The sequence below is a fragment of the Caenispirillum bisanense genome, from assembly GCF_900230255.1.
Taxonomy (GTDB): Bacteria; Pseudomonadota; Alphaproteobacteria; order Rhodospirillales; family Rhodospirillaceae; genus Caenispirillum; species Caenispirillum bisanense_A.
The window spans coordinates 221,330-246,614 of the sequence record NZ_OCNJ01000005.1; the positions used below are offsets into that span (position 1 = coordinate 221,330).

The 25,285-nt window shown below is 70.6% G+C and carries 21 protein-coding genes; 5 read left to right on the forward strand and 16 right to left on the reverse strand.

Features of this window, described 5'->3' with window-relative positions:
• Nucleotides 1–46: 46 nt before the first annotated feature.
• From torT (CRP50_RS12960) to CRP50_RS12985, 6 genes are all read right to left on the reverse strand, one after another.
• Nucleotides 47–1,108, reverse strand: a complete 1,062-nt coding sequence (gene torT / locus CRP50_RS12960; RefSeq protein ID WP_097279593.1) for a TMAO reductase system periplasmic protein TorT — start codon at nt 1,106–1,108, stop codon at nt 47–49.
• Nucleotides 1,109–1,196: 88 nt separating this feature from the next.
• Nucleotides 1,197–2,168: a biotin-dependent carboxyltransferase family protein gene (locus tag CRP50_RS12965; RefSeq protein WP_097279594.1), complete on the reverse strand. Its 972-nt coding sequence runs from the start codon at nt 2,166–2,168 to the stop codon at nt 1,197–1,199.
• A complete protein-coding gene (locus CRP50_RS12970) occupies nt 2,158–3,033 on the reverse strand; it encodes a 5-oxoprolinase subunit B family protein (protein WP_097279595.1) in 876 nt (291 codons plus the stop codon). The genes CRP50_RS12965 and CRP50_RS12970 overlap by 11 nt, the downstream gene beginning before the upstream one ends.
• A gap of 10 nt (nt 3,034–3,043) precedes the next feature.
• Complete coding sequence (locus CRP50_RS12975; protein WP_097279596.1) at nt 3,044–4,408, reverse strand: acetyl-CoA carboxylase biotin carboxylase subunit; 1,365 nt, start codon at nt 4,406–4,408, stop codon at nt 3,044–3,046.
• Nucleotides 4,409–4,413: 5 nt separating this feature from the next.
• Nucleotides 4,414–4,650 (reverse strand): acetyl-CoA carboxylase, encoded by a 237-nt coding sequence (locus CRP50_RS12980; protein ID WP_097279597.1) that lies wholly within the window; start codon nt 4,648–4,650, stop codon nt 4,414–4,416.
• A 67-nt stretch (nt 4,651–4,717) separates the two neighbouring features.
• Nucleotides 4,718–5,509, reverse strand: a complete 792-nt coding sequence (locus tag CRP50_RS12985; protein ID WP_097279598.1) for a 5-oxoprolinase subunit PxpA — start codon at nt 5,507–5,509, stop codon at nt 4,718–4,720.
• A gap of 264 nt (nt 5,510–5,773) precedes the next feature.
• Between CRP50_RS12985 and CRP50_RS12990 the strand changes: the two genes are divergently transcribed.
• The gene (locus CRP50_RS12990; RefSeq protein ID WP_097279599.1) at nt 5,774–6,688 is read left to right on the forward strand and encodes a LysR family transcriptional regulator; all 915 of its coding nucleotides are present in this window, start codon (nt 5,774–5,776) and stop codon (nt 6,686–6,688) included.
• A 12-nt stretch (nt 6,689–6,700) separates the two neighbouring features.
• Here CRP50_RS12990 and CRP50_RS12995 read toward each other — a convergent pair whose 3' ends face one another.
• The 10 genes from CRP50_RS12995 to CRP50_RS13040 form a co-directional block, all read right to left on the reverse strand.
• Nucleotides 6,701–7,648, reverse strand: coding sequence for a helix-turn-helix domain-containing protein (locus tag CRP50_RS12995; protein ID WP_097279600.1), 948 nt, complete (start codon nt 7,646–7,648; stop codon nt 6,701–6,703).
• 127 nt (nt 7,649–7,775) lie between these two features.
• On the reverse strand, nt 7,776–9,908 hold the full coding sequence (locus tag CRP50_RS13000; RefSeq protein ID WP_097279601.1) for a hydantoinase/oxoprolinase family protein: 2,133 nt from the start codon (nt 9,906–9,908) through the stop codon (nt 7,776–7,778).
• A 41-nt stretch (nt 9,909–9,949) separates the two neighbouring features.
• Nucleotides 9,950–11,704, reverse strand: a complete 1,755-nt coding sequence (locus tag CRP50_RS13005) for a hydantoinase B/oxoprolinase family protein (protein WP_097279602.1) — start codon at nt 11,702–11,704, stop codon at nt 9,950–9,952.
• A gap of 144 nt (nt 11,705–11,848) precedes the next feature.
• Entirely contained in the window at nt 11,849–12,853 is a 1,005-nt protein-coding gene (locus CRP50_RS13010; RefSeq protein ID WP_245913466.1) for an ABC transporter permease, read from the reverse strand.
• Nucleotides 12,846–13,871 carry an ABC transporter permease gene (locus tag CRP50_RS13015; protein ID WP_097279603.1) on the reverse strand — a complete coding sequence of 342 codons (1,026 nt, stop codon included), beginning with the start codon at nt 13,869–13,871 and terminating at the stop codon, nt 12,846–12,848. The genes CRP50_RS13010 and CRP50_RS13015 overlap by 8 nt, the downstream gene beginning before the upstream one ends.
• Entirely contained in the window at nt 13,868–15,367 is a 1,500-nt protein-coding gene (locus CRP50_RS13020) for a sugar ABC transporter ATP-binding protein (RefSeq protein ID WP_245913467.1), read from the reverse strand. The genes CRP50_RS13015 and CRP50_RS13020 overlap by 4 nt, the downstream gene beginning before the upstream one ends.
• 92 nt (nt 15,368–15,459) lie before the next feature.
• A complete protein-coding gene (torT, locus tag CRP50_RS13025; protein ID WP_097279605.1) occupies nt 15,460–16,548 on the reverse strand; it encodes a TMAO reductase system periplasmic protein TorT in 1,089 nt (362 codons plus the stop codon).
• A gap of 498 nt (nt 16,549–17,046) precedes the next feature.
• A complete protein-coding gene (locus CRP50_RS26355; RefSeq protein ID WP_097279606.1) occupies nt 17,047–18,738 on the reverse strand; it encodes a methyl-accepting chemotaxis protein in 1,692 nt (563 codons plus the stop codon).
• A gap of 190 nt (nt 18,739–18,928) precedes the next feature.
• Nucleotides 18,929–19,828 (reverse strand): helix-turn-helix transcriptional regulator, encoded by a 900-nt coding sequence (locus tag CRP50_RS13035; RefSeq protein WP_097279607.1) that lies wholly within the window; start codon nt 19,826–19,828, stop codon nt 18,929–18,931.
• A gap of 29 nt (nt 19,829–19,857) precedes the next feature.
• On the reverse strand, nt 19,858–20,583 hold the full coding sequence (locus CRP50_RS13040) for a nitroreductase (protein ID WP_245913468.1): 726 nt from the start codon (nt 20,581–20,583) through the stop codon (nt 19,858–19,860).
• Between the two features lie 159 nt (nt 20,584–20,742).
• Between CRP50_RS13040 and CRP50_RS13045 the strand changes: the two genes are divergently transcribed.
• The 4 genes from CRP50_RS13045 to CRP50_RS13060 all read left to right on the forward strand — a co-directional run bounded on the left by CRP50_RS13045 (nt 20,743) and on the right by CRP50_RS13060 (nt 25,282).
• Nucleotides 20,743–21,207: a DUF4863 family protein gene (locus CRP50_RS13045; RefSeq protein ID WP_097279609.1), complete on the forward strand. Its 465-nt coding sequence runs from the start codon at nt 20,743–20,745 to the stop codon at nt 21,205–21,207.
• A 112-nt stretch (nt 21,208–21,319) separates the two neighbouring features.
• The gene (locus CRP50_RS13050; RefSeq protein ID WP_245913469.1) at nt 21,320–22,918 is read left to right on the forward strand and encodes a benzoate-CoA ligase family protein; all 1,599 of its coding nucleotides are present in this window, start codon (nt 21,320–21,322) and stop codon (nt 22,916–22,918) included.
• Nucleotides 22,915–23,724: an alpha/beta fold hydrolase gene (locus tag CRP50_RS13055; RefSeq protein ID WP_097279610.1), complete on the forward strand. Its 810-nt coding sequence runs from the start codon at nt 22,915–22,917 to the stop codon at nt 23,722–23,724. Before CRP50_RS13050 ends, CRP50_RS13055 begins: the two co-directional genes overlap by 4 nt.
• Nucleotides 23,725–23,740: 16 nt before the next feature.
• Nucleotides 23,741–25,282: a 3,4-dehydroadipyl-CoA semialdehyde dehydrogenase gene (locus tag CRP50_RS13060; protein ID WP_097279611.1), complete on the forward strand. Its 1,542-nt coding sequence runs from the start codon at nt 23,741–23,743 to the stop codon at nt 25,280–25,282.
• Nucleotides 25,283–25,285 lie beyond the last annotated feature (3 nt).

The window sequence follows — 25,285 nt, forward strand, 5'->3', positions numbered from 1 at the left end:
CGCGGCAGGGAGGGGAAACGCGCCCGGCGGGGTCCGCCGCCGCGGATCAGGGCACCTGGAACACAGGCGTGTAGTTCTCCGGCGGCAGGATGGCTTCGCGGGCGACGGAGCCGATGTTGTCTTTCGACACCACGAAGATCTTCGGCCCGACGTGCTTCACCACGTCCTGGTTCTCCAGCAGGCGCACCGCCTGGTCGACCGCGATGCGGCCCTGGATGACCATGGAGTCCGCCGGAGCGGCCTCGATGAAGCCGCGCTGGATGCCCTGGTAGACACCCGGCGTCATGTAGAAGGCGAGCAGGCCGATCTCGTCGGTCAGGCCGCGTTCCCGCAGCAGGCCCTGGGCGGCCTCGGCGGTGACGGCGGTACCGGCGATGTAACGCACGTCGGGCGTCGCCTGCAGCACGTCCTCCACCAGCCGCAGCTGAGCTTCCTTGCCGGTATCGCCGTAGCGCGGCTCCAGCACCTCCACCGCGGACCCGGCGACGGCCTCCATGAAGCCCTTGTGCGCCGCCTCCACCCAGCCGGCGCCCGCCGGGCCAGGGAACCAGCCCACCTTCACCGGCTCGCTGCCGGCCGGGTGCTTGGCGGCGAGGTAGCGGCCGGCCTCGCTGCCCATGGTGTGGAACGACACCAGCGACTTGGCCGACAGCTCCGGCGAGGAAATGCCGTTGATGACGTCGATCACCGGGATGCCCTTGCCCCGCACTTCGCGAACGACGTTGTTCAAGCCGTCAAACGAGATGGCGCCGATGATGACGGCGTCGGCGCCGCGGGCGACGCAGTTCTCGATCTGGCTGATCTGGGTGTTCAGCTCGGTGTAGCCGCCGGCTTCCACCAGCGTCATCTTGACGCCCTGGCGCTTGGCTTCCTCGGCGATGCCGTAGTTCACGCCGAGCCAGTAGGCGTCCTTCATGTGCGGGAACGAGACGCAGATGTCCCAGTCCTTCGACGCCTTTGCGAGCGGCGAGTACTCCACCGGGCGCATCTCGCCGTCGGCGGCGAAGGCGGGCACGGTTTCCTGGGCCGGGTACGGGAACCAGTCGGCGGCATGGGCGCCGCCGGCCAGAGCCGTCGTCAGCGTCAGGGCAAGCGCAAGGGTCTTCATGTGGTGCCTCCACTGTCCTGTAGGTCTGTTCTGTCGATTCTTGGTCGTACCCGCCGGTCGTTGCGCGCCGGCGGGCGGGCGCCCCGGCTTACGCCAGGGCGTCGCGCACCTTCGCCAGCAGGGCGGCGCGGTCGTGGCGGGCCTTCAGCGCCGCTTCCATGTCGACCCGCACGAAGCGGACCGGCGTGTGGGGCTGCAACTGCCCGATCAGGTCCATGTCGGCCGAGATCACGGCGCCGAGGGTGAAGTAGCCGCCGCCCGACACCGCATCGCGGTGCAGGACAATGGGCTCCGACCCGCCGGGCACCTGGATGGAGCCGTAGGAATAGCAGCCGTCGACGATGTTGGAGGGGTCCGACCCGGCGCCGAAGGGCTGTTCGCGCGGCTCGAACTCGACGGGGCGGCCGCCGCGGAAGCGATAGCCCATGCGGTCGGCTTCCGGCGCCACCTTCCACTCGTCGTCGAAGAAGTTGCGGCCGGCCTGTTCGGTGATGAGCCGCCAATAAAGCCCCGGCAGCACCCGCAGTTCCGCCGGCGCCCCCGGCAGGCGACGCAGGGCCGGCGCCAGGGTGCGGCCGTCCTTCACCACGCCTCCCTGGCCGAGCGGCACCACGTCCCCCACCGCCAGCGCCCGGCCGTGATAGCCGCCCAGGGCACCGATGGCGTAGGTGGATCGGCTGCCGAGCGCCGGTGGCGTGTCGATACCGCCGGAGATGGCGATATAGGCCCGCGCCCCGCCGCGCAGGTAGTCGAAGGTGAGCGTCTGGCCGGCCTTCACCTTGAAGGCGGTCCAGGTTTCCACGTGCTGCCCGTCGACCCGCGGCGGCATGTCGGCGCCGGTGACGGCGACCGTGCAGTCGACCTCGAACTCGAGCTGCGGCCCCATGAACACCGCTTCCAGGCCGGCGGCGCCTTCGTCGTTGCCGACCAGCAGGTTGGCGGCCCGCAGGGCGAAGCGGTCCATGGCGCCCGACATGGGAATGCCGAGGTGGAAGTAGCCGGGGCGGCCGAGATCCTGCACCGTCGTCAGCAGGCCCGGAGAGATGACCTTAAACGCCATAGAGAGCCTCCATCAGCCGAGCGTTGGTGCCGTCCATGTCCGCCTTGAAGGCGTCGAGGTCGAAGGTGACCTCGCGGATGCGCGGCTCGTAGCGGCCGGCCGCCACGTCGGCGGTGATGGCGTCGTACTCCTCGCGCCCGATGGGCTTCCACTTCACGATGTCGCCGGGGCGGAAGAACACCATGAAGTCCCGCAGGTAGGAGACCGTCTGCGTCGGGTCGTAGATGGGCATGGGCGTGATGCCGAACATCTGGTAGCCGCCGGCCCCGCGCACCGAATAGATGCAGGAGAAGGACCCGCCGTAGCCGACCGTCTGCTTGGGCGTGTCGGTGCGCGGCCGCAGGTACTTGGGCACCTGAAGCTGCTTCTCCCGCGCCACCAGCTGGTAGAGGAAGGGCAGCCCCGCCACGAAGCCGACCATGGAGACGAACCACGGGCTCGCGTGGTGGGCGGTGATGAAATCGTCCACCGTGGCATAGCCGTTGATGCGCGCCGCGTAATCCAGGTCCGTCCCGCTCGGGTCCTGGTGGCGTTCGCGGAAGCGCATGAGCGTTTCGTGCGTCCACGGGTCGCGGTAGAACACCGGCACCTCGATGATGCGGGTGCGGATGCGCTTTTCACCCGCCTCGGCGGCGTGTTCCAGGGCCTTCAGCTCGGCCAGCAGGGCGTCGGGCGCGATGCGGTCGGGGTCGAACTTGACCTGGAAGCTGGCGTTGGCCGGGCATACCTCGGTCACGCCGGCGATGTCGGCGGCCCGCACCGCCTCGGTCATGGACAGGCTCTTGAAGAAGGCGTCCAGCGACATTTCTTCGTCCATTTCGACGAAGATGTGCTCGTCGCCTCCGAACGAGTAACGCGTTTTCATCCGGTCCTCCCTATTCGGCAGCCAGGCTGCGGCCCGCGAGCCAGGGTTCGAGGAACTGGGTGTGGAAGTCGCCGGCCCGCACCGCCGGATCGGCGGCCAGGGCGACGTGCAGCGGGGCGGTGGTCTTCACCCCGTCCACCCGCAGGGTGCGCAGCGCCGCCGCCAGCCGGTCGATGGCCGCCCCGCGGTCGGGGCCGTGGACGATCAGCTTGCCGAGCAGCGAGTCGTAGAAGGGCGGGATGGCGTAGCCGTCGTAGATCATGCCGTCGAAGCGCAGGCCCTCGCCCTCGGGGATCACCAGCGTCCCGACCACGCCGGGGAACGGCATGAAGTTGTTGGTCGGGTCCTCGGCGTTGATGCGCACCTCCACCGCATGGCCGGTCAGGCGGATGTCTTCCTGCCGCAGCGACAAGGGCGCACCGCCGGCGATCCGGATCATCTCGGCGATCAGGTCGACGCCGGTCACCATCTCGGTCACCGGATGCTCCACCTGGATGCGGGTGTTCATCTCGATGAAGAAGAAGGCGCCGCTCGCCGGCTCGTAGAGGTATTCGAGCGTGCCGGCGCCGCGGTAGCCGACGCTTTCCGCCAGGGCGACGGCAGAGCGGCACAGCTCGGCGCGGGTGGCGTCGTCGAGGCAGGCGGCGGGCGCTTCCTCCCACACCTTCTGGCGGCGGCGCTGCAGCGAGCATTCGCGCTCGAAGCAATGGACGGCGCGGCTGCCGTCGCCGACGATCTGCACCTCGATGTGGCGGGCGTCGCGCACCACCCGTTCCAGGTAGAAACCGCCGTCGCCGAAGGCCGCCTGCGCCTCCGCCTGGGCCTGCGGCACCAGCCGGCGCAGGTCGTCGGCGGTGTCGGCGACGCGGATGCCGCGCCCGCCGCCGCCGGCGGCGGCCTTGATCATCACCGGGTAGCCGATGGCCTCGGCGGCTGCCACCGCCGCCGCCACGTCGGCCAGCCGACCGTCGGACCCGGGCACCACCGGCACGCCGGCGGCGATGGCGGCGGCGCGAGCGGCGGCCTTGTCGCCCATGGTGCGGATGGTGTCGGGCGACGGGCCGACGAAGATCATGCCGGCCGCTTCCACCGCCTCGGCGAAGGCGGCGTTCTCGGCCAGGAAGCCGTAACCGGGGTGGACGGCGTCGCAGCCGGCCTCGCGGGCGGCGCCGACCACGGCCTCGATGTTCAGATAGGAGTGCTTGGCGGCGGCGGGGCCGATGCAGACGGCGCGGTCGGCCAGGCGCACGGCGAGCATGTCGGCATCGGCCTCGGAATGGGCCTGCACCGTCTCGATCCCCAGCGCCTTGGCGGAGCGCACCACCCGCACGGCGATTTCGCCGCGGTTGGCGATGAACAGCCGACGGATCGCCATCGGCCTCACCCTTCCAGCTCGGCCAGGACGGCACCGGCGGTGACCGGGGCCTCATTCTCCACCAGGAAGCGGGCGATGGTGCCGGCGACCTCGGCCTTCACTTCCATGAAGGACTTCATCACCTCCACCAGACCGACGACGTCGCCGACGGCGACCGCATCGCCTTCCTTCTTGAACGGCGGCTCGCCGGGGGCGGCGGCGCGGTAGAAGGTGCCGGGCAGCGGGGAACGGATCTCGGGCATCGGGGGGCTCTCCCTTGTTGTGCGACTGTCCCTGTTCGGTAACTCGGTACTGCGGCGGCGCCGGCGGTCAGCGGCCGCCGCCGGCCTGGGCCACCACTTCCGCCGCCGGCGCGATGCGGATGCCGTTGTCGATCAGCGCCGCCCGCAGGGTGGTGCCGATGCGCAGGGCGCCGGGGGTGTCGGAGTGGAAGCAGATGGACTCGAATTCGATGTCGATGTCGTCGCCTTCCACGGTGCGGACCTTGCCCTCCAGGCAGGCGCGGACGCACTTGTCGGCGACCTCTTGCGGGTCGAGCGGCCGCATGCGGCGGGCGAAGACGATGGAGCCGCTGCGGTCGTAGTCGCGGTCGGCGTAGAACTCGCGGGCCACCGGCAGGCCGGCGGCGCGGGCGACGGCATAGGTCTTAGAGACGTCCATGCAGAACAGCAGGGTCTCCGGGCTCGACTTCAGCAGGGCTTCGACCAGCTGTTCCGACAGCGTCTCGTCGCGCGCCACTTCCATGTAGAGGGCGCCGTGCGGCTTGACGTGCTGCAGCCGCACGCCGTGGCGGCGGGCGAACTCGCGCAGGGCGCCGAGCTGGTAGAGGATGTCGTTGACCAGTTCCTCCGGCCGCGCCTGGATGACCCGCCGCCCGAAACCCTGGAGGTCGCGGAAGCCGGGATGGGCGCCGAGGGCGACGCCCCGCTCCACCGCCAGCCGCACCACGCGGTCCATCAGGTTGGGGTCGCCGGCATGGAAGCCGGTGGCGACGTTGGCGGAGCTGATGAGGTCCATGAGGTCGTCGTCGGAAGCCTCCAGCGTCCACTGGCCGAAGCCTTCGCCGAGGTCACAGTTCAGATCGACGAGTCTGGCTGCCACTGTCCGTTTCTCCCTTGTTCGGGCAGGTCCGGCGAGCCTTGCGCCGTCCCGTGCTTCACCATCAAGGCTGCGAGATGGGACAGGCTTTGACAAATTTTATTTTTGGCTGCACCATTATCTGCAAAATTTAATTCCCTCCGAACATACACTGGGCGCAACACCCTGTCTTTCTGCGCCATGGCCCGACGTCGCGCTCATTTTGGCGGCACGTGATCAGATTTTGTCGCCTGCCGTGTTCGGAAAATCAGATAGAGAAGGCCGCCGATGTCGCTCAACTTTCGCCACGTCAAGTATTTCGTTGCGACGGCAAATCTCGGGCAGGTGTCGCGGGCGGCCAAGGAACTGTCGATCTCGCAATCGGCCATCACCGCCGCCATCAAGGACCTGGAGGCCGAGATCGGGGTGCGCCTGTTCGACCGCACCGCCCAGGGCATGCACCTGACCGAGGCCGGGCGCCGCTTCCTGGCATCGGCCCACCGCATCCTGGCGAGCGTGGAGGAAGCCCTGCACCTGGACTCGGGCGCCCACGACGTCGCCGGCACCCTGTCGGTGGCGGCCAGCTACACGGTGCTCGGCTACTTCCTGCCGCAGCACCTGGAGCGCCTGGAGCGGCGCTATCCCGACCTGCGCATCCAGCTGTATGAACTCAGCCGCGAGATGATCGAGGACGGCCTCGTCACCAACCGCTTCGACATGGCGGTGGTGCTGACGTCCAACATCGCCAACCCCGAGATCGCGACCGAAACCCTGATGAGCAGCCAGCGGCGCCTGTGGCTGCCCTCCGGCCACCCGCTGCTCGAACGCGATTCAGTCGGCCTCAAGGACGTGGCCGACCAACCCTACATCATGCTGACGGTGGACGAGGCGGCGCACACGGCGCTGCGCTACTGGAACACGACGCCCTACCAGCCGCAGATCCGCCTGCGCACCTCGTCGATCGAGGCGGTGCGCTCGATGGTCGCCAACGGTCAGGGCGTGACCATCCTGTCGGACATGGTGTACCGCCCGTGGTCCCTCGAAGGCCGCCGCATCGAGACGGCGGTGCTGGCGCAGCCGGTCCCGCCCATGAACGTCGGCCTCGCCTGGCGGCAGGGGGTGGAGCTGACCCCGGCCATGCGGCTGTTCCGCACCTACTTCAGCAGCGTCTACCAGACCCCGGTGAGCCAGGTGGTGGCATGAGGCCGCGGCGCATCACCCGGCGCGGCGGCGCACGTCGCTCGGGCTGGTGCCGAAGCGGCTGCGGAAGGCGCGGCTGAACTGGGCCTGGTCGGCGAAGCCCCAGCTGTAGGCGATTTCGGCGATGGTCCGGCGCGGCGCCCCCGTGGTCAGGGCGGCATGGCACGACAGCAGGCGCTGCTCGCGCACCCAGCCGTTGACGGTCATGCCGGTGTCGCGGAACAACTGATGCAGATAGCGCACCGAGATGCCGCAGCCGGCGGCGATCCTCTGGGGCGACAGGTCGGGGTCGTGCAGGTTGCGGCGGACGAAGCTCTCGATGCGCTGCAGGTGTGCCGCCCGCACCACCGACTCCGCGCTGTCGAGCACCCGCGCATCGTCCTGCAGGGCCAGCACCAGCAGATCCAGCACCTGCCCGCCGACGGCCGCCCTGCCCTCTTCGCCCAGTTGCGGCAGGCGGCGCGGCAGCAGGCGCAGGAAGTCGACGAACAGGGCGCCCGCCCCCTCCTGGGCGTCGAAGCGCAGGGCACAGAAGCGATCGGGCGCCCGCAGGCGGCTGCGCAGCACGTCGGACGGCACCTTGACCACCCACAGGGCGCTGGCGTCGCGATGGCTGAACTCGTAGGGCTCGTGGCTGCGCTGCAGGATGAAGCCGCCGGCGCCGCAACGCACGTCGTGGCCGCACTGGGTGAAGTCCACCTCCCCCTGCTCGGGCACGGTGATGAGGAACTGTTCTTCACGTTCCTTGCGCAGGTGGTGGACGTCACGGCGGTAGGCCAGCCCGCTGGACTGATGGCGGGAGATGGAGAGCGGCCCGACCGCGTCGATGGCGATGCTGCCGCCGAACGTCTCCGGGCGGGGGATGGTGATCTCCAGCGGGAAATAGGTGGCGCCGACGATTTCCCGCCAGCGGTGGGCCCGTTGCGCGGGAGTGACGTTCTCAGTCGTAAACCGTGCGTTCATCCCCTGGCCTCCCTGGCGATGTCGTGGCGCGGCGGGGTGGAGTGTCGATCCTTGCGCCTTTTGCCGGTCTTCGCAAGGTGTGGGGCCGCGTCGTCAAGCCCGAGCAACGCGGCCCCACCGGGACGCATCAGGCGACGGTGGCCGCCGCGCGATCCGCCCGTTCCGCCGTTCCGCCCGCCGCCCGCCGGGTGGCGAGGTAGCTGCCGGAGCGGTGCAGGGTGATGGTCCAGCCGGGCAGCACCACGATGCTGGTCGTCGCCTCTTCGACGATGGCCGGGCCGCTGATAGTATTGCCGCCGACCAGACGGGCGCCGTCGTAGACCGGGGTGTCGACCGGTGCGCCGCCGTCCGGGTCGAACCACGCCTCGCGGCGGCCGACCAGGGCCGCGGCGGGATCCTCGTCCCCCACCGGCAGATCGGGCACGGCCGGCTTGGCGACGCGGCCGATGGCGCTGCACTCCAGGTTCACCAGCTCGACCGGGTTGTGCGGCTCGCTGTAGGTGTAGAGTTCCTCGTAGCGGCGGTGGAAGGCCGCCAGCATGGCCGCCACCGTTTCCGCCGTGATGCGGCCGCCGGGAACCTCGACGCTGCATTCGTGGATCTGGCCGACGTAACGCATCTCGACCGTGCGGCGGGTGGTGATGTCGGCGGCGGTGAACCCGTCGGCGGTGAGGTCGGCGACGCCCTTGTGCTCCAGCTCGTCGAACAGGTGGTTGAGCCGCACGAGGTCGCAGCCGGCATCCAGGCGCATGGGGCTGGTGGCGAGGTAGTTGTACTTCATGTCCGAGATGATCTGGCCGAAGGCGCACAGGCCCGACGCCACCTTGGGCACCAGCACGGTGTCGATGCCCATCTCCTCGGCCAGTGCGCAGATGTGCATGCCGGCGGCGCCGCCGGCGCAGACCAGCGCGAAGTCGCGCGGGTCGTAGCCGCGTTCGATGGAGACGCGGCGGATGCCGTTGACCATGTTGATGTTGACGATGGTGCTGATGCCGTGCGCCGCCTTCTCGACGGAAATGCCGAGCGGCTCGGCGATCTCGCGGCGGATGGCCTCGGCGGCGGCGGCCCGGTTCAGGCGGATGCTGCCGCCGAGCACGGTGTCGGGGTCGAGGTAGCCGAGCACCACGTTGGCGTCGGTCACCGTCGGCAGGGTGCCGCCCTTGCCGTAGCACACCGGCCCCGGATCGGCGCCGGCGCTTTCCGGCCCCACGTCCAGCATGCCGAGCGTGTTGATGCGGGCGATGGAGCCGCCGCCGGCGCCCAGCGTCTCCACCTGGATCATGGGCACGCCGATGCGGTAGCGCAGGAAATCGACGTTCTTGTTGACGTTGGTCTCGCCGCCGCGCGTCAGGGTGATGTCGAAGGACGTGCCGCCCATGTCGACGGTGATGACGTTGTCGATGCCGAAGGGCCGCGCCACGAACAGCCCGGCCTGCGGCGCCGAGGCGGGACCGGAGTTGATGGCGTTCACCGCCCGGTCGCGCATGGCCCGGCCGAGCGCCAAACCGCCGTTGGACTGGAAGTAGCGCACCGGATGGCGGGCGCCGAGCTTCTGGAAGTAGTCGTCGATCTTCGCCACGTAGCGGCCCATGACCGGGCTGAGGTAGGCGTTGACGACGGTGGTCGAGGTGCGCGTGTACTCGCGCACCTGCGGATAGACCTCCGACCCGCAGCAGACGAAGGCGTCGGGCATCATCTCGCGGACGATGGCGGCGGCGCGGCGCTCGTGCTCGGGGTTGGCGATGGACCACAGGAAGGAGATGGCGACGCTGCGCACGCCCGCCGCCTTCAGCACTTCGACGGCGGCCCGCACCTCGTCGTCGCGCATGTGGGTGCGCACGGTGCCGTCGGACAGCACGCGCTCGTGGATCGGCCGCCGCAGGTGGCGCGGCACCAGGTTGAAGGCCGGCGGATAGGCGGCATCGTAGCGGTAGCCTTCCTCCTTGTGGCCGAGGCGGATCTCGATGCTGTCCTCGTGGCCGGCGGTGCACAGCAGGCCGACCGGGACGCCCTTCTTCTCGATGAGCGCGTTGAGGGCGACGGTGGTGCCGTTGATGCACAGGTCGGCGTCGCGGATGAGGTCGCGCACCGGAATGCCGAGGGCGTCGCCGATCTGCGCCAGGCCGTTGCCGATGGCGACGGTGCCGTCGTGGGGCGTCGACGGCGCCTTGAACAGGCGGACCGGGCCGCCGCGTTCGGCCAGGACGAAGTCGGTGAAGGTGCCGCCGGCGTCGATGCCGAGACGATACTTGCCGTTCATGGGGATATCCTCGATCAACTGGTCTCGCTCAGGCACGCGGCTCAGGCCGCGGCGGCGGAGGCGCGCAGGGCTTCGGTGGCGGCCGTGTCGACGGCGAGCGTGGCGGCATCGAGCACGACGCCGTATTCCGCCCGCGCCGCGGCCACCGACACCAGGCCGTCGCGCACGTCGGCGACCACCTGCGCCACCGGCCGCGCCATCGGATCGCCGTAGCCGCCGCCGCCGGGGTTGCGGTTGGCCACGCGCTCGCCGGGCTGCACGGTGGTGATGAGGTTCTTGCGGTGCTCCTCCGTCCGGCCGTGGCGGTCGATGAGGATGCGGCCGAGCTTGGGCTCCTCCAGCGCATTGCGGGCACCCGCCGCGCCCTGGGTGGCGATGCGGCGGCCTTCACCGAAGGCGACGACGGTCATCTCGTGGCCGAGGGGCTCCACTTCCCACACGGTGCCCGAGCCACCGCGATGGAGGCCGGCCCCGCCGCTGTCCTCCATGAGGCCGTAGCGATGGATGACGATGGGGTAGGAGTATTCCAGCAGCTCGACGTCGCCGGAGCTGAGGGCACCGAAGCAGCACAGCGGGCCGCAGGCGTGCCAGCCGTCCATGTGCTGGGTCGCGCCGGCACCCGAGATGATGGAGGCCAGCACCATGGTCACGTATTCCTCGCCGGTGCGCGGATCGCGGCCGGCGATGTTGATGCCGCTGGCGTGCCCCCACGAGGCCGACACCCGCTCCGGCGCTGCCTTCTCGAAGGCGAGGCGCACGGCGTCGGTCAGGGTCTCCATGGGCGTCGTCGTGCAGTTGGCGTGCGGTGCCGGCTCCTTGGCGTTGCAGAGCGTGCCGTGGGCGCCGAGGTCGACGCTCACGCAGCGGTACAGGCCCTCGTTGTAGGGCGGCGGCAGCTGGGCGAACATCATCAGGCCGAGGTAGACGCCCGACATGGAGTTGCCGGCGTAGGAGTTGATGAAGTACGGAATCTGCGGCGGGCTTTCGATGGCGATATGACAGGCGTCGCCGGCGATCTCCACCGTCGCCGTGATCTCCATGTCGCCGAAGCCGTGGCCGGCGTCCTCCAGCACGGCGGTGCCGGTGTAGACGCCGTCGGGCACGGCGGCGATGAGCGACCGCATGTGGCGGTCGGCCATGGCCTTCAGTTCCTCGATGCAGGCGCGCACCGTCTCGACGCCGTACTTGTCGAGCAGGGCCACCAGGTTGCGCTCGCCCACCCGGCAGGCGCCGTACTGGGCGTTGAGGTCGCCTTCCTGGTCGCGGCGCGCGCGCATGTTGGTCAGCAGCAGGTTGACCACGTCGTCGCGGCGGCGCCCCTTATCCCACAGCTTCACCGGCGGGATGCGCAGTCCCTCGGCGTAGATTTCCTTGGCGTCGGGGTTGTAGCCGGCCGGCACCGGGCCGCCGATGTCGGTCAGGTGGCCCTTGCACACCGTCCAGAACACCAGCTCGCCCTGATAGAACACCGGCTTGTACATGCAGCAGTCGATGATGTGACTGCCGGCATGGGCGGGATCGTTGTGATAGATGACGTCGCCGTCGTGGATGTCGTCACCGAAGAACTCGGCCACCGCCTTCATGGCGGGGATCAGCGAACCCAGGTGGATGGGGATGTCCTGGCCTTGCAGGATCATTTCCGGGTGATGGTCGAACAGGGCGTTGCTGTAGTCGTGTGCGAGGTTGAAGACGCTCGACCGCCCGGTCTTTTCCAGCGTCACGGTCATCTCCCGCTGCGCGGTTTCGAGGGCGCCTCGAACCACCGCGAGGGTGATGGGGTCGACGGTACCAGTCATGGTGCCTCCTGTTGGGACTGCGTTCTTTTTTTGTCGTGGAGCGGCGGCGGATCTGCGCCCGCCAGCCTCTTCCGTCACGGTAGCGTCACGATCGGTCGGTCGGCTTGCCGGCCAGCGCAGGGTCTGTTGACGCCGAGCGAAGGCTCATCGTCCGCCGCCGGTGCGCAGGCGGTCGGCCACCACGGCGGCGACGATGACGCAGCCGAGCACGATGGCCTGGACGTTGCCGTCGACGCGGGTGAGGTTCATGCCGTTGGCGAGCACGGTGACGAACAGCGCGCCCAGCACCGCGGCCCCCACCCCGCCGGCCCCGCCGCGCAGGCTGGCGCCGCCGACGACGGCTGCGGCGATGCTCTCCAGCGTCAGGGTGCCGCCGAGGTTGGGTTCTCCGGTGCCGGTACGGGCGGTGAGCAGGAGGGCGCCGATGCCTGCCAGCAGGGAACACAGGGCATAGGCGCCGACCAGCACCGCCCGCACCGGCACCCCCGCCACTTCGGCCGCCCGTGGGTTGCCCCCGACGAGGTAGAGCGAGCGGCCGAAGACGGTATGGTGCAGAAGGGCATAGAGCAGGCCCGCGACCCCCAGCGCCACCAGCACCGGCGCCGGAATGCCGAGGGGCGCTGCGGCATAGAACAGCGTGGTGAAGGTGTCCGGCAGGCCGGCCACGGGGCGGCCGTCGGACAGCAGGGACGCGAGGCCGAGGCAGACGTTCAGCATGCCGAGCGTCGCCACGAAGGGGCTCACCCGCAGCCACGCCACCACGGCGCCGTTGACCGCCCCGATGGCGGCGGCGAGTGCGAGACCGCCGACGATGCCCGCCAGCGTTCCCGCCGCCCCGCCGAAACTCCCCGTCAACAGCAGAGCGGCGAAGACGCTGACCGTCGACACGGCGGTGCCGAGCGACAGGTCGAAGCCGCGCGTCAGCAGCACCACCACCTGGGCCAGGGCGAACAGCGTCAGGTAGCTCGCCTGTACGACCACGTTGAGCAGGTTGTCGCCGGCCAGCATGCGCGGCTCGGCCACCGTGAAGGCGGCGACCATCACCACCAGGGCCGCCGGCAAACCGAGGCGCCGCACCAGGGAGCCGGCGGCCGGCATGGCGGCCGGCGACGCGACCGTGGCGGTCGAGGGAACGGGGGTCTCAGTCACGGATCTGCCTCCGCTTGGCGAGTTCGTCGATGGCGACGGCGGCGACCAGCACCACCCCCAGCACGATGAGCTGCAGCTTGCTGTCCACCCGCAGCAGGTTCATGGCGTTGGTGACGATGGCGAGGAAGACGGCGGCCACCGCCACCCGCTCCACCCGCCCGACGCCGCCCCGCAGGCTGGTGCCGGCGATGACGGCGGCGGCGATGCTCTGCAACGTCAGGTCGAGGCCGCCGAGGTTCGCCTGGCCGGACCCGACGCGGGCCGTCAGCACGAGGCCGGTCACGGCGGCGAGCAGGCCGCTCGCCACATAGGCGCCGACGAGGTGGCGGCGGGTGGCGATGCCGCTCACCAGCGCCGCCTGCGGGTTGCCGCCGATGGCGTGCAGATGGCGGCCGGCCACCGTGCGGGTCTGCGCCAGCCACACCAGCGCCACCACCGCCGCCGCCACGAAGACCGAGGCCGGCACGCCGAACCAGAGGGCGCGGCCGAAGTCGCGCACCAGGGCTTCCGGCAGGCCGTAGACGGGGATGCCGTTGGTCAGCAGCAGCGCCAGACCGCCGACGATGGACATGGTGCCGAGGGTCACCATGAAGGGCGACACCCGCAGCAGCACCACGCAGGCCCCGTTCACCAGCCCGACCACGGCGCCGACCGCGAGGCCGGCAACGAGGCCGACAGCGATGACGGTCGCCGGCGCCTCGGGCAGCGCCGCGCCCAGTGCCGCCATGACCGAGGCCGAGACGGTGCTGGTCAGGGCGACGACGGCACCGACCGACAGGTCGAACCCGCCGGAGATCAGCACGATCATCTGCCCCGCCGCGATGATGGCGAGGAAGGAGGCTGCCCGCAGGATGTTCAGCAGGTTCATGAGGCCGAAGAACCGCGGCTCCAGGATGCCGACGACGACCACCGCCGCCACCAGCAGCAGCGGCAGCAGGCCGATGGCGGCCATCAGGCGCAGGGCGCGTTCGTCGGGCCGCAGGGGGACGGGCGGATGGTCGAGGGGACGCACGCTCATGACGCCACGCCCTCCCGCCCGGTGCGGCCATCGCCGGTTTCGGCGAAGAAGCAGGACAGGATCGCCTGCTCGGTCAGGTCGGCGCCCGACAGTTCCGCGATCATGCGGCTGCGATGCATGACGTAGACGCGGTTGGACAAGTGGAGCACTTCCGGCAGTTCCGACGACACCAGCACGATGGCCGCGCCGCCTTCCGCCAGTTCCTTCAGGACCGCGTAGAGGTCGGCCTTGGCGCCGACGTCGATGCCGACGGTGGGCTCGTCGAACAGGAAGACCTGGGTGTCGCGCACCAGGCCGCGGGCCAGCACCACCTTCTGGCGGTTGCCGCCCGACAGGGCGCCTACCGGCCGTTCGATGTGCGCCGGCCGCAGGGCCAGGCGCTCCACCGTGCGCTGGATCAGGCCGCGCTCGCCGGCCCGCCGCAGCACGCCGCCGCGGGCGATGGCGGCCTCGTCGAGCGCCGCCATGGAGGCGTTCTCGCGGATCGGCCGCTCCAGCGCCAGCCCCTCCGCCACCCGGTCGGACGGGAAGTAGCACAGGCCCTGCCGCAAGGCGCGAGCCGGCGACGGATGCCGGAAGGTCTCGCCGAACAGCCGGACCTCGCCGCCCTCCAGGGGGCACAGGCCATACGCGGCGCGCACCAGTTCCGACTTGCCGCAGCCGACCAGCCCGGCGATGCCGGTGATCTCGCCCCGGCGGGCCACGAAGTCGGCGCCCTGGACGCTGCGGTCGGCGGTGGTGAGGCCGCGCAGTTCCAGCGCCGCCTCCCCCGGCCGGTGCTGGATGTGCGGGAACAGCACCTCGACCTTGCGGCCGGTCATGAGTTCCACCAGCGCCTCCTCCGTCACCCCCGCCATGGGCAGGGTGCGGACGTGGCGGCCGTCGCGCAGCACGGTGATGCGGTCGCCCAGGCGACGGATTTCCGGCATGCGGTGCGAGACGTAGATGATCGCCACGCCCTCGGCCCGCAGGCGCTCGATCAGGCCGAACAGCTTTTCCGTCTCGCTTTCGGTCAGCGAGGCGGTGGGCTCGTCGAGGATCAGCACGCGCGGCTCGGCCAGCAGCGCCTTGGCGATCTCGGCCATCTGCTGGTGCGCCCGCGACAGGGTGGCGACAGTGCGCGCCGGGTCGAGGTCGAAGCCCAGGTCGGCGATGATGCGCCGTGCCTCGGCCCGCATGGCGCGCCGGTCGAGGAAGCCGAGGCGGCGCGGCTCGCGGCCGAGGAACAGGTTGTCCTCGACCGTCAGGTTGGGCGCCAGCGAGAATTCCTGGAACACCGGACAGATGCCCAGCGCACGGGCGCGCTGCGGCGTCAGGGCGCCGGCCGGCATTCCGTCGATGAGGTAGTCGCCGGCGTCAGCGGCGAAGGTGCCGGCGATGACGTTGATGAGGGTGGACTTGCCGGCGCCGTTCTCGCCGAGCAGCACATGCACTTCGCCCGGCCGCACGTCCAGCGAGACACCGTCGAGCGCCCGCACGCCGGGGAAGCACTTCACGATCCCCCGCAGCGACAGGACCGGCGCCGCGGAGGCGGTCCCCGGCGCCACTGGCGCCGGGGCTGTGGGCAGAGGCGCCACCGCCATGGCCGTCACCGGGCCGAGACGGTGTAGGACGGACGCCAGTCGGCCGGCGCCAGCACGAGGTCGAGGTTGATGGCGTCGGCCGTCTTGCGCGTCACCACTTCCGGCACCGGCTGGGCGAAGGCCATGACCTCGGCCCCTTCCAGCGCGCGCACCGCCATGTCGACGGCGATGCGCCCCTGCAGCACCGGATACTGGGTGGCGAAGCCGGCGATCTCGTCGCGCTTCATGGCGTCGAGCATCGCCTGGTTCTCGTAGGTGGACATGATGAGCACGTCGTCCCGTCCCGCTTCCATGGCGGCCCCGATGGCGGCCTCGGCGGTGGGGGCGGTGCCCCACACGACGGTCATGTCCGGGTAGGCCTGCAGGGCGTCCTGCACCAGTTGCTGCTGCACGGCGACACCGGTATCGCCGAACTTCTCGTCCAGCACGGTGACGGCGGAGCCGGCGACGGCCTGCTTGAAGCCGTCGTTGTAGGCTTCCGCCCAGCCCGATCCGGCCGGGCCGGGGAAGGTGACGACCTTGCCGCCCTCGGCGCCCAGGTGATCCACCAGATAGCGGCCGGTCTGGGCGCTCATGGTCGGGAAGTCGACGAAGATCTTGCCGTTGGTGGCGGCCTCGGCCATGGGGTTGACGGCACCGACGACGGCGACGCCGGCGGCGCGCGCCTCGGCGATCTTCTGCGCGAGCCCGGCTTCCGAGATGGCGCCGACGATGACCGCATCCGCCCCGGCGGCGCGGCAATCATCGAACTGCGACAACTGGCGCGGCAGGTTGGAATAGCCGCCGGCCTCGTAGAGGGTCATGCCGATGTTCTGGCGCTGCGCCTCGCTGACGATGCCGTAGGCGACGGCGACCCAGAAGCTGTCCTTCATGTGCGGGAACAGCACGCAGACCGACCACGGCTTGCTGGCCTTGTCGAGCGGCACGTAGTCGACGACGGGCTTGTCGGCCTTGGCGGCATCAATCACCTTGGCCGGCCACCAGGGCGCAGGGACCGGCTCGGCAGCGGCGGCCGGAGCGGACACGATGGCGGAGGCGAGGCAAAGGGTTCCGAGCACCGCGAATGCGGCGCCGGGCTTGTGCGAGGATCGCATGGATGAAGTCTCCCATTCCGCGGCGCTCAGACGGCACCGGCGGGCGAGGTTTGTGGTCCGGCCGGATGGACCGGTGACGGCGAAGCGACGGCTCCGGCAGGAGCCCCTGTTCACGGTTTCTTGTTTCCCGCCGGCCACGACCGACCGGCGGGTGATGCTCTACGGCATGATTGGAAAGGCTAAGTCAGGGCGGCGCCGGGCGTCTTGTCATCGAGCGCACGGCGGACAGGCATTGAGCGCACGCCCGATGGGTGAACGCGCTTCACCGTGTCGTGGGCGAGGATGATGGGGTCTCCCGGTGCCCGGAAAGGACCTGTGCGGCAAGCCGCCGCAGAAGGGCTCCGCTACATGGCGATCATGCGGCGGGCCGGTGTCGGCACCACCGGGCACTGAAGTCATGACCAGCGTTAAGCCCTTCAGCCCGGCGATTGGCCGGGCTGAAGGGGTGGCGGGTGATGCGCCAGCAGGCCTCCGGCAGGGGACCGGCGGCCCCGCACCTCAAGCAGCGCGGATGTCGGCCAGGAAGCCTTCCACCGTCGCCTTCATCCGTTCCGAGCGTTCGGCGAGGCGGCGGCTGACGTCCAGGACTTCGCCGGCCGAGCGGCCGGTGACCGAGGCGGCGTCGGAGACGCCGGCGATGTTCTGCGTCACCTGGTCGGTGCCGCTGGCCGCTTCCTGCACGTTGCGCGCGATCTCCTGCGTCGCGGCGGACTGCTCCTCCACCGCCGAGGCGATGGTGGCGGAAGCCTCGGCCACCGTACCGATCTGGCGCGACAGGCGGTCCATGGCGGCGACGGCTTCGTCGGTCTCGCCCTGGATGCGCTGGATCATGCCGGTGATGTCCTCGGTCGCCCGCGCCGTCTGGGCCGCCAGGCTCTTCACTTCGTTGGCGACCACCGCGAAGCCCTTGCCGGCGTCGCCGGCGCGCGCCGCCTCGATGGTGGCGTTGAGCGCCAGCAGGTTGGTCTGGCTGGCGATGTCGGTGATGAGGCCGACCACGGTGCCGATCTCGGCCGCCGCCGTCGCCAGCCCGCCGACGATGTCGAGGGTGCGGCGGGCCGCCTCGGCGGCGTCCTCGGACACGGTGTTGGACTGGTGCACCTGGCGGCCGATCTCCTGGATCGACGCCGCCAGTTCCTCGGTCGCCGCCGACACGTTCTGCACGTTCGCGCCCGCCTGGTCGGCCGCCGCCGCCACGGTCGTCGACTGCCGGTTGGTGAGATCGGCCGTTTCCGCCATGGACCGCGCCGTCGCCTCCATTTCCGTGGCCGCTTCCGCCAGGTTGGAAAGCAGGGCCGCCGCCTCCTGGTCGAAGTGGGAGATCAGCGCCTCCACGCGCTCGGCGCGGGCCACCTTCTCGGCCTGTTCGCGCGCCTCCAGTTCGGCGAGGCGGCGGCGCTCCTGGGCGTTCTCCTTGAAGACGGCCATGGCGCCGGCGATGGTGCCGATCTCGTCGCCGCGGCCGGTGCCGTAGATCTCGGCATCGAGGTCGTCGTGCGCGAGACGCTGCAGACTGTCGACCGACCGCTTCAGGGGCAGGACGATGCCGTAGCGCGAGACGGCGATGCCGGCGAAGAGGCCCAGCGCTACGCCGAGCGCCGCGATGGCGATCACCAGCCAGCGGGTGGCGGCCGCGGTTTCCGCCTGGGCGGTCGTCAGGGTGTCCACCCGTTCCGAGAACAGCTGGCTGAAGGCGCGGATGTCGGTCTCCAGCCCCTCGGACAAGGCGCGCGACTGCCGCACGAGGTCGACCAGGGCGCGATGGTCCTCAGACAGGTCGGCATTGCCCTGCAACTGGCGGGCGGCGGCCGTGGAAGCGGCGACGGACGCCACATAGGCCTGATAGTCGGCTTCGATGCGGGCGAGCGCGTCGCGGTGCTCGGAACCGGCGGTTTCCTTCAGGCGCGCGAGGCGCCGCTCGAAACCGTCGCGCGCCTCGCCGATGCTCGACAACGCCCGCTCCAGGCTCTCGGGCGTCGCGGCGTAGCGGTATTCGCCCTGGCTGATCTCGATGACGTTGCGGTGCATGTTGGCCGCGTCGCGCATGGCGTCGGCCCCGGCCGACATGCGCTCGCCGGCGCCGCGGATGGTTTCCACGCCCCACAGGCCGGCGACGGCGACGCCGGTGATGATGGCGGCCATGAGGCCGATGACGAGCAGGATCTTCTTGGAAATGGACCAGTCGGCCATGAGGATCTCCCGGAATGCGGATGCACTGGACGCTGGCACGGGGCCAGCCGTGGCGGCTGGGATGCCACGCGGGACAGTACGGCCGTTCGGGAAAGGTCGGACCTTTGTGACAAGGTATACGGGCCGGTGCTTTCGGCACCGTTTCGTATCCCCTGCTGCCCTACGAAAGGATAGGGGCCCTGGCGCCGCCTCAGCCGGCGGGCGTGGCCGCCGGCAGTTCCAGGAAGGGCCGGCAGACGCCGGTCAGTTCCCGCAGGCACTCGGCCGGGGACCGCCGGCTGGTGTCGAGCACGTAGTTGGCGGTGCCGTAGAAGGGCTCGCGTTCGGCCAGGATGCGGCGCAGGTCGTCCATGGCTTCGTCGTTGCCGCGCATGGGCCGCAGGTCGCCCTGCTGGATCACCCGGTTCATGTGCTCCTCGGGCGAGGTGCGCACCCAGACGGTGAAGAACGAGGCGCGCAGGAGTTCGAAGGTGTCGGACTCCGACACCAGGCTGCCGCCGGCCTCGACGATGGCGCGCTCGTGGCGGTCGACCACGTACTGCACCGCCTCGCGCTCCAGGCGGCGGTAGGTCTTCTGGCCGCCGAGGGAGAAGATCTCCGCCAGTTCCATGCCGGCCAGCTGCTCCACCAGGTCGCCTAGGCGGATGAAGGGCACGTCGAAGGCCTCCCCCATGGCGCGGCCGAGGGTGGTCTTGCCAGCCCCGCGCAGGCCGATGAGGGCGACACCACCGAGCGTCTGCGGCGGCTGCCGCGCGAAATGGCGGACCAGCATGCCGTAGGCCTGGTTCTGCTCCTCCGCCGACAGGTTGCGCAGCAGGTCGAGCAGCGGCGCATGGGCCATGGGCTGGACGGAGCGGTCCGACACCAGTTCGTCGAAGCTGATGCCCATGGCGTGCACGATACGCCACAACAGCTCCACCGACGGATTGGCGGCGCCGTTCTCGAGCTGGGCGAGGTAGCGTTCGGAAATGTCGGAATGCCGCGACAGATCCTTGCGGGTCATGCCGCGACGGGCCCGCAACGACCGCACCCGCTCTCCGAGGTCGCGGAGGTAGGCGCCGATGTCGATGGTGTCTGGGGTCTCGGTCATGGCAGGCGAGTCCGAAAGTTGCGAACGGGTCAATCTAGAGGGGGCACCGCCGGAAGGGCAACAGCCGCGGGGAAGCCGCGGAACTCGGTGAAGTCCTCGACCTCGGCCCGCACCGTGCGCAGACCGTTCTCCGGCGCGTCCGGATCGGCGTGGCCGAGAGCCATGGCGCAGACCAGCATCCTGTCCTCCGGCAACCGGAGAACGCGCGAGACCACGCGGTGGTACTTGCCGAAGGCGCCTTGCGCGCAGGTGTCGAGTCCCCGCGCCCGCGCCGCCAGCATGACGTTCTGCACGAACATGCCGTAGTCGAGCCAGCTGCCGCGCTCCATGACGCGATCGATGGTGAAGACCAGGGCGACCGGCGCGCCGAAGAAGCGGTAGTTGCGTTCGAAGTGGCGGCGCGTGCCCTCGCGGTCGCCCTTCTCCACGCCGAGCAGGGCGTAAAGATCCCACCCCACCTTGCGCCGGCGGCCGAGGTAGGGCTCGCTCCAGGTGCGCGGATAGTAGGGCCATTCCTCCTCGTGCGCCTCCGGCTCCTCGCGGGAGGCCGCCACCACCGCGTCGCCCAGCTCCGCGAGGGGGGCGCCGGTCAGCACCGTCACCTGCCAGGGCTGGATGTTGGAGCCGCTCGGCGCATGGCGGGCGGCGCGCAGGATGTCCTCCACCACGCGGCGCTCCACCGGCGTCGGCAGGAAGCGGCGGATGGAGCGGCGGGAGGTCATAACCCCATCGAACAACTCGGTTTCTCGGGTCACGGAGTGCGGGCTCCTCTGTCGTGGGAAGGGTTGGCGCCCAGGCTGCGCCTGCTATATAATGCACAAAAGGTGCGGTCTTGGCACGCTTGATCTGCATTATGATGCATGATAGCGTCAGTCGGGTATTCAGGCATTCCTGCTCTTCCCGAGAGGATTTCCATGACCCAGACGGACTTCCAGAAGCTGGTGGCCGACCTCACCGGGCGCATCGCCGGCCGGCCGCTGGACCAGGACCTCGACGCCTGGCTCAACCGCGAGTACCCGCCCGACGGCGAGGCCTTCCAGGCGCTGCGCCGGGCGTGCGAGGCGGGCGTGCGCGACGGCTGGATGTGCGCCCGCGAACACGGCGGCATCCGCTACGGCCGCGTCGTCAAGCCGGGGCCGGAGACCCACGGCTTCAGCGTCGACGTGGTCCACATGACCGACTGCGCCGGGCCGCACCACAGCCACCCCAACGGCGAGATCGACATGATCATGCCCATCGCGCCGGAGGCCACCTTCGACGGCCGCGGCGCCGGCTGGCTGGTCTACCCGCCGCAGAGCGCCCACCCGCCGACCGTGCGCGGCGGCGACGCCTACGTCCTCTACCTGCTGCCGGAGGGCGAGATCACCTTCACCCGCTGAGCGGGCCACACGAAGGGCCACGGGAACCCGCAAGAGGTTCGGCCCAGGGAGCGGCGCGGTCGGGCGCCGGTACGAGAACGAGGCGCCGAAGCGCCCACATTGGGAGGAACACATGGTGGCGTTGGACACGATGCCGGCCCCTGCGGAGGTGCCGGCGCCGCCCACCCTCGCCTTCGACCGCTACTACAATGCGGCGAGCGATTTCATCGACCGGCACCTGACGGAAGAACGCGGCGACAAGACCGCCGTCATCGACGATGCCGGCACCTATACCTACCGCGACCTCGCCGAGCGCGTGAACCGCGCCGGCAACGCCTTCCGCGCCCTCGGCCTGAAGCCCGAGACGCGCATCCTCATGATCATGCTCGACGGCATCGATTTCCCGGCCGTCTACTGGGGCGCCATGAAGGCGGGCTTCGTGCCGGTGCCGGTCAACACCCTGCTGCCGGCGCACAACTACCAGCACATGATCGGCGACAGCCGCGCCCAGGTGGTGGTGGTGAGCGAGGCCCTGCTGCCGTCGGTGGAGCCGGCGCTCGCCAACCAGCCGTGCCTCGACCATGTCATCGTCGCCGGCTCGACCGGGGCGGGACGCCCGCGCCTCGCCGACCTGCTGGCGGCGGCGGCACCGGACCTGGAGGCCGCCCCCACCACCAGCGACGACGTCGCCTTCTGGCTCTATTCCTCGGGCTCCACCGGCGCGCCCAAGGGCGTGCGCCACCTGCACCGGAACCTGCGCGCGACGTCGGACCTCTATGCGGTGCCCGTGCTCGGGATCGGCGAGGACGACGTCATCTTCTCGGCCGCCAAGCTGTTCTTCGCCTACGGCCTCGGCAACGGCATGACCTTCCCCTTCGCGGTCGGCGCCACCGCCGTCTACATGGCCGAGCGCCCGACGCCGCCCGCCGTCATGCGGGTGCTGCGCGAGCACCAGCCGACCATCTACTGCGGCGTCCCCACCCTCTACGCCGCCATCCTGGCCGACGAGAGCAACGACCGCTCCAAGGCCTCCGCCCGCCTGCGGCGCTGCATCTCCGCCGGCGAGGCGCTGCCGGAGGACGTCGGCAAGCGGTGGGAAGCGCGGTTCGGGGCGGAGATCCTGGACGGCGTCGGGTCGACCGAAATGCTGCACATCTTCCTCAGCAACCAGCCGGGGTCGGTGCGCTACGGCACCTCCGGCAAGCCGGTGCCGGGCTACGAGGCGCGGCTGGTCGACGAGCACGGCACCGAGGTCAGTGACTTCGGCGAGTTGCACATCAAGGGCCCGTCGGCCGCCGACGGCTACTGGAACCAGCGCGACAAGAGCCTGATGACCTTCGTCGGGCCGTGGACCGTCACCGGCGACAAGTACACCCGCGACGCCGACGGCTACTACCACTACTGCGGCCGCGCCGACGACATGATCAAGGTGAGCGGCAACTGGGTCTCCCCCTTCGAGGTCGAATCCGCCCTCATCGAGCATCCCAAGGTGCTGGAAGCCGCCGTCATCCCCCACGACGACGGCGACGGCCTCATCAAGCCCAAGGCCTACGTGGTGCTCAAGGACGGCGTCGAGGCCGACGGCGACCTGGAGATCGAACTGAAATCCTTCGTGAAGTCCAAGGTGGCGCCGTGGAAGTACCCGCGGTGGATCGAGTTCATGGACACCCTGCCCAAGACCGCCACCGGCAAGCTGCAGCGCTTCAAGCTGCGGGAGATGGACCAGGGATGACGCAGGCGACGGAGTTCCTGACGGTCGACGGTCGGCGGCTGGAGGTGGCGCGCCACCCCGGCACCGACCACGACGCGCCGACCCTGATCTTCCTGCACGAGGGCCTCGGCTCCGTCGGCCTGTGGAAGGGCTTTCCGCAGGCCGTCGGGCAGGCGACGGGCTGCCCGGTGCTGGTCTACAGCCGGGCCGGCTACGGCCGGTCCGACCCGGTGCCGGTTCCGCGGCCGCTCACCTACATGCACCACGAGGGCCTCGTGGTCCTGCCGGAACTGATGGACGTCGCCGGCATCGGCGACGCCATCCTGGTAGGGCACAGCGACGGCGCCTCCATCGCGCTGGTGAATGCCGGCGGCGTGCGCGATCCGCGGGTGCGGGGCGTCGTCGCCATGGCGCCGCACGTCTTCAACGAGGACATCAGCGTCGCCAGCATCCGGGAGGCGCGCACCGCCTACGAGACGGGGGGCTTGCGCGACCGCCTCGCCCGCCACCACGCCGATGTCGACTGCGCCTTCTGGGGCTGGAACCGGGCGTGGCTCGACCCCGATTTCCGGCACTGGACCATCGAGGAGTTCCTGCCGGCCATCCGCATCCCGCTGCTCCTCATCCAGGGCCGCGAGGACGAATACGGCACGGCGGCGCAACTCGACGCCATCGCCCGCCAGAGCGGCGGCCCGGTGGAGACCTGCTGGCTGACGCCGTGCCGCCATTCGCCGCACAAGGACAGACCCGACGAGACGCTCGCCGCCATCGCCGCCTTCGTCGCCCGCGTGCGGCGGGAGGTTCCGGCCGCCGCGGCGCAACCCTGACAGACGGAAGAACGCCATGATCCTGCAGCATTATCTGGGCGGCCGGTGGCTCGACGGCACCGGCGCCGCCACCGCCCTGCTCGACCCCGTGACCGGCGACGAACTGGCCACGGTGGCCGGCGGCGGCCTCGACCTCGCCGCCGCCCTCGACCACGCCCGCCGCGTCGGCGGTCCCGCCCTCAAGGCCATGACCTACGCCGAGCGCGGCGCGCTGCTGAAGGCCGTCGCCGAGGTGCTGACCGCCAACCGCGACCGCTACAACGACCTGTCGCTGCAAAACTCCGGCGCGACGGCGGTGGACTGCGCCTTCGACGTCGACGGCGGCATCGGCACGCTGCGCTACTTCGCCGGCCTCGGGAAGGGCCTCGGCGACACCCGCCACCTGGTGGAGCCGGACATGGAGCGCCTCGGCCGCGACGAGAGCTTCCAGACCCTGCACGTATGGGCGCCCTATGGCGGCGTCGCCATTCACATCAACGCCTTCAACTTCCCGTCGTGGGGCCTGTGGGGCAAGGTGGCGGTGGCGCTGCTGTCGGGCATGCCGGTGCTCGCCAAGCCGGCGGCGGCGACGGCCCTGCTGTCGCACGCCATGGTGAAGGACGTGATCGAGGCCGGCGTGCTGCCCGACGGCGCCCTGTCGCTGCTGTGCGCCGGCGGGCGCGAGCTGATGGACCTGGTGCGGCCGCAGGACGTGGTGTCGTTCACCGGCTCCGCCGACACCGCCCGGCGACTGCGCGCCAACGCGACGGTGATCGCCGCCGGCGTGCCCTTCAACATCGAGGCCGACAGCCTCAACGCCGCCGTCCTCGGCCCCGACGCCGGGCCGGAGACGGAGGAGTTCGCCGCCTTCGTGAAGGAGGTGCTGAAGGAAATGACGGTGAAGGCGGGCCAGAAATGCACCGCCATCCGCCGCATCCTGGTCCCCGCCGACCGCCTGGACGCGGTGCAGGAGGCCCTGACCGCCAAGGTCGTCGTCGGCGATCCGCGGCAGGAGGGCGTGCGCATGGGGCCGCTGGTCAACCGCGCCCAGGTGCAGGCGGCCGAAGAGGGCCTCGCCCGCCTGACGCAGGACGCCCGCGTGGTGTTCCAGAGCGACGTGCCGCGGGGCGGCGCCGGCTGCTTCTTCCCCGCCACGCTGCTGCGCTGCGACGACCCCGACGGCGCCGAGGCGGTGCATGCGCACGAGGTCTTCGGGCCGGTCGCCACCCTCATGCCCTACCGCGACGCCCACCACGCCTTTGCCCTGGTGGCGCGCGGCGAGGGGTCGCTGGTGACCTCGGTCTTCACCGCCGACGCCGACTTCGCCGCCCGCGCCAGCGTGGCGCTGGCCGCCGTCAACGGCCGCGTCGCGGTGGTGGACGGCTCGGTCGCCAAGGCCAACCCCGGCCACGGCGTCGTCATGCCGCAGTGCCTGCACGGCGGTCCGGGTCGGGCCGGCGGCGGCGAGGAGATGGGCGGCCGGCGGGCGTTGCGCTTCTATCACCAGCGCTGCGCCATCCAGGGCAGCGTCGCCCATCTGACGCGCCTGAAGGAGACGGGCGCGTCCTTCACGGGCTGAGGC

Bases quoted from the DNA above. Each gene is read 5' to 3' on its own strand.
- torT (WP_097279593.1), bottom strand. From the start codon at position 1,108: ATGAAGACCCTTGCGCTTGCCCTGACGCTGACGACGGCTCTGGCCGGC.
- CRP50_RS13000 (WP_097279601.1), bottom strand. From the start codon at position 9,908: ATGAACGGCAAGTATCGTCTCGGCATCGACGCCGGCGGCACCTTCACC.
- CRP50_RS13060 (WP_097279611.1), top strand. From the start codon at position 23,741: ATGATCCTGCAGCATTATCTGGGCGGCCGGTGGCTCGACGGCACCGGC.
- CRP50_RS13035 (WP_097279607.1), bottom strand. From the start codon at position 19,828: ATGACCGAGACCCCAGACACCATCGACATCGGCGCCTACCTCCGCGAC.
- CRP50_RS13005 (WP_097279602.1), bottom strand. From the start codon at position 11,704: ATGACTGGTACCGTCGACCCCATCACCCTCGCGGTGGTTCGAGGCGCC.
- CRP50_RS13055 (WP_097279610.1), top strand. From the start codon at position 22,915: ATGACGCAGGCGACGGAGTTCCTGACGGTCGACGGTCGGCGGCTGGAG.
- CRP50_RS12975 (WP_097279596.1), bottom strand. From the start codon at position 4,408: ATGGCGATCCGTCGGCTGTTCATCGCCAACCGCGGCGAAATCGCCGTG.
- CRP50_RS13015 (WP_097279603.1), bottom strand. From the start codon at position 13,871: ATGAGCGTGCGTCCCCTCGACCATCCGCCCGTCCCCCTGCGGCCCGAC.
- CRP50_RS13050 (WP_245913469.1), top strand. From the start codon at position 21,320: ATGGTGGCGTTGGACACGATGCCGGCCCCTGCGGAGGTGCCGGCGCCG.
- CRP50_RS13045 (WP_097279609.1), top strand. From the start codon at position 20,743: ATGACCCAGACGGACTTCCAGAAGCTGGTGGCCGACCTCACCGGGCGC.
- CRP50_RS12980 (WP_097279597.1), bottom strand. From the start codon at position 4,650: ATGCCCGAGATCCGTTCCCCGCTGCCCGGCACCTTCTACCGCGCCGCC.
- torT (WP_097279605.1), bottom strand. From the start codon at position 16,548: ATGCGATCCTCGCACAAGCCCGGCGCCGCATTCGCGGTGCTCGGAACC.
- CRP50_RS12965 (WP_097279594.1), bottom strand. From the start codon at position 2,168: ATGGCGTTTAAGGTCATCTCTCCGGGCCTGCTGACGACGGTGCAGGAT.
- CRP50_RS12990 (WP_097279599.1), top strand. From the start codon at position 5,774: ATGTCGCTCAACTTTCGCCACGTCAAGTATTTCGTTGCGACGGCAAAT.
- CRP50_RS26355 (WP_097279606.1), bottom strand. From the start codon at position 18,738: ATGGCCGACTGGTCCATTTCCAAGAAGATCCTGCTCGTCATCGGCCTC.
- CRP50_RS12995 (WP_097279600.1), bottom strand. From the start codon at position 7,648: ATGAACGCACGGTTTACGACTGAGAACGTCACTCCCGCGCAACGGGCC.
- CRP50_RS12970 (WP_097279595.1), bottom strand. From the start codon at position 3,033: ATGAAAACGCGTTACTCGTTCGGAGGCGACGAGCACATCTTCGTCGAA.